We start from the raw sequence: 2,755 nt of genomic DNA on the forward strand, positions 1-2,755 counted from the left end.
CAGTTCCAAGCTGCCTGCATCACGGGTCCGAGTCGCCAGTTTAACGACGAATGACTCCCACCCATCAAACCTCGGACTTACATGGATTCTTTCGCCGAATGAAGATCTAAACATGACCGTCGTACGCGGATTCGCAATTACGATCGCTAGCGGCATTGCCTTCGCTTTGCTCGGTGCTGGGGCGGGTTTCTTTCTTGGTTCCGTCGCTCCGGATTACTACCGGACGGTCTTCCGGATGCCGCCTGATTTGTCGATTGACACTGCGCAAGCCGGGTTAGGACTTGGCGTGACACAAGGTCTTGTGGCCGGACTCGTAATCGGACTGGTCATCGTCATATCGGTTGCGTGGTACAATTCAAGGATCGGAGTATCTCCGACGGCACCAACCTCTGGTCACGACCTGACGGCCTCACCAAAACAAGATCTCGGCGAACCAAGGGATGCACGCGAGTCGCCGAGTTGAGTTTTTTGAAGTGGTGCGTCGTTCGCGGCGACCGCGTGATCCCAACCGTTCGCGATGCCATCCGACGCCCGGTGGTGTGGCCCACTATTTCTTTGCGATCTCTAGAATCGCTAACGGTTCTTCGATGATCGATGGTTTTGTTCCGTGCTCAGAATAGGCTCATCGCCTGTCGATGTTGCTTCAGATCGCAGGCGGTTTGACAGATGGCGACTAACCAACGCCTGATGGGAGCGGTGCTTGGAACGCTACACTCCAATGTCGCCAATCGCTATGTCACGTGACCTCTGTTTCCTGGGATTCGCTTTGGGTGTCACGGAGCAATTGTTCGTATTGGATGCGAGTTTGTTCTTCGATTCACTTGATTTCACACACAAGCGGATGTGGACAACCGACGCCTGACGGGGATGCCGAATTTCCTCTCATGCTTCCAATCGGGTACACTGGCGAGCAGCGACGATGCTTCATACTGTCGTCACGCCCGGGCTCGCGAACAATCGGATGCACACGGAGCAACGGAGTCGGGCGCCTTTGGGTTTTAGTTTCTACTCGATCGCCGTTGCCCGGTGATCCTAGCCGTTCGTGCAATCGGGTATTGGTGGCGTAGCAATTATTTGCTACTCCGACGTTCCTTCAAATATTGCGCAATCGCATTGTGACCTTGCGTGGTTTGCTCGACGACAAGCGATAGCTCCTGAGGATAGACAATGATTGTTGAAGGACCGTTCTTGGCTTCCCAAGAATCGGGATCGATTTCATCCTCGATCTGACGCTTCAGATCCGCTAAGTTTTCCATCGTCTTTTTTCCGTTATCATGTGGCTCAACCAGCTCATAGACCAGATCTGACACTCGATAGGACTTGCGGACTACCTTTGCCGACTGCGCTTCTGACCAACCCTCTTCGCGGCCCTTTTCAAATCCGCTTTGGTATCCCGACTCTTTACCGTATTTGAATGCTCCAAATGATACTGCAAGAAGTAGCGTCACCACGAGAATCGTTTTGACGCTATACCTCGCTCTCTTGTCAAATGGGATCTTGAGATGAAATTCAAAACTCTCCATGCTTTCCCCTGGATAGCGATCCGTAAATCTGTCGTACGGTTGTCCAATTCTACGCGACTGCTCCTCGGGCGTGGATAGGTGCACGAACCATCGGATGCACGCCGAGTCGTCGTTTTTTAAGTGGAGGATTGCTCGCGGCGACCGCGTGATCCTTGACGTTCGGCAGGTGATGTATGACTAACTTGAAACTCCACGTCCCAACCGACGACAACCTCATCACCGTCTACAAGTGCGGCCTTGTCGCTGGTCAGAGTGTTGCGCTCCGTAAGCAATTGGTCGTGCATGACCACCGCGGCGAACCGACCGGACGGATTCATACGGAAGGCGAGGTCTGGGGCGTCCTGCCGGGGCTCGAGAGCGACCCCGTGCTATGGCTCCGGGAGCCGGACGGCAGTCGCCATACCTGGGAGGATGACGCGTCGGTGCACTAGTGGTTTACACTCGTTGATACCCCCGAGAGTCATTGATCTCCCAAAAATGAAGCGGCTTTCATTCCTGGTGCCCCGGTGACAAGGATGCCGAACAATGCCGTGCACCGAAGGACGGGAGGCAACGGCTTTGAAGTGGTTTATCTCTCGCCCGTCCTCGGTGACGGCGGCCGTTCGTCGTGCTTGGTCACGATGGTCTGTTCTTCTAGCTTCGAATTCGGCTTAACGCACAAGCCGGATATGGTGACCGCGGTCGGCCCATCGCTTTGTGACGTCACCTCTGTTTCCTGTTGATCGCTCTTGGTGTCACGGGTTGATAGATCATCGTCTCCAATCGGATGATGGCTTGGTGATTCGCAACGCGAATCGCGTCCGTCGTGCCGGATGACTCACGTAGGGGGCCCATTGTTTGGCAACGGAACATCAGTCGCCTATCGATCGCACCTGATGTTGCGGTTTGGCTGTCGCGCCTGTCCCATCGCATAGACTCACGTACCGGCCCATCCAATGACGACGAAACCTCTGTCGCTTGTTGATCGCAATCGTAGTCACGGTTTGGCATCGTAATTCTGGCTGATGTTGACGCCCCATGCCATTCAAACGATTGCTACAATGATTCTGGCCCGTCCAACTTCCAGCCGGCGGCAAGCGTAGCCTGACGAACCATGTGATGAACGGGAGTCGCGGGCGCTGCTGTTTCCAGAGTTCACGATGTTTGGCCGCGACCCCGTTATCACCAACGTTCGTCGTGCTACTTCACGATCGTTGGTTCATTCATCTTCGAGGCTGGATCAAAACCGACGC

General features: G+C 54.6%; 4 protein-coding genes. 3 read left to right on the forward strand and 1 reads right to left on the reverse strand.

Features of this window, described 5'->3' with window-relative positions; all coding sequences use genetic code 11:
- Positions 1 to 463, forward strand: a 463-nt coding sequence (locus FYC48_RS27515) for a hypothetical protein (protein ID WP_235034470.1), incomplete at its 5' end; no start/stop codon positions are given.
- A 255-nt stretch (positions 464 to 718) separates the two neighbouring features.
- Positions 719 to 862 (forward strand): hypothetical protein, encoded by a 144-nt coding sequence (locus FYC48_RS28075; RefSeq protein WP_160149810.1) that lies wholly within the window; start codon positions 719 to 721, stop codon positions 860 to 862.
- A gap of 208 nt (positions 863 to 1,070) precedes the next feature.
- Here FYC48_RS28075 and FYC48_RS27520 read toward each other — a convergent pair whose 3' ends face one another.
- Positions 1,071 to 1,523: a hypothetical protein gene (locus FYC48_RS27520; RefSeq protein ID WP_149500030.1), complete on the reverse strand. Its 453-nt coding sequence runs from the start codon at positions 1,521 to 1,523 to the stop codon at positions 1,071 to 1,073.
- Positions 1,524 to 1,696: 173 nt separating this feature from the next.
- Between FYC48_RS27520 and FYC48_RS27525 the strand changes: the two genes are divergently transcribed.
- Entirely contained in the window at positions 1,697 to 1,954 is a 258-nt protein-coding gene (locus FYC48_RS27525) for a hypothetical protein (RefSeq protein WP_149500031.1), read from the forward strand.
- Positions 1,955 to 2,755: the final 801 nt, after the last annotated feature.

Source organism: Roseiconus lacunae, assembly GCF_008312935.1.
Taxonomy (GTDB): domain Bacteria; phylum Planctomycetota; class Planctomycetia; order Pirellulales; family Pirellulaceae; genus Stieleria; species Stieleria lacunae.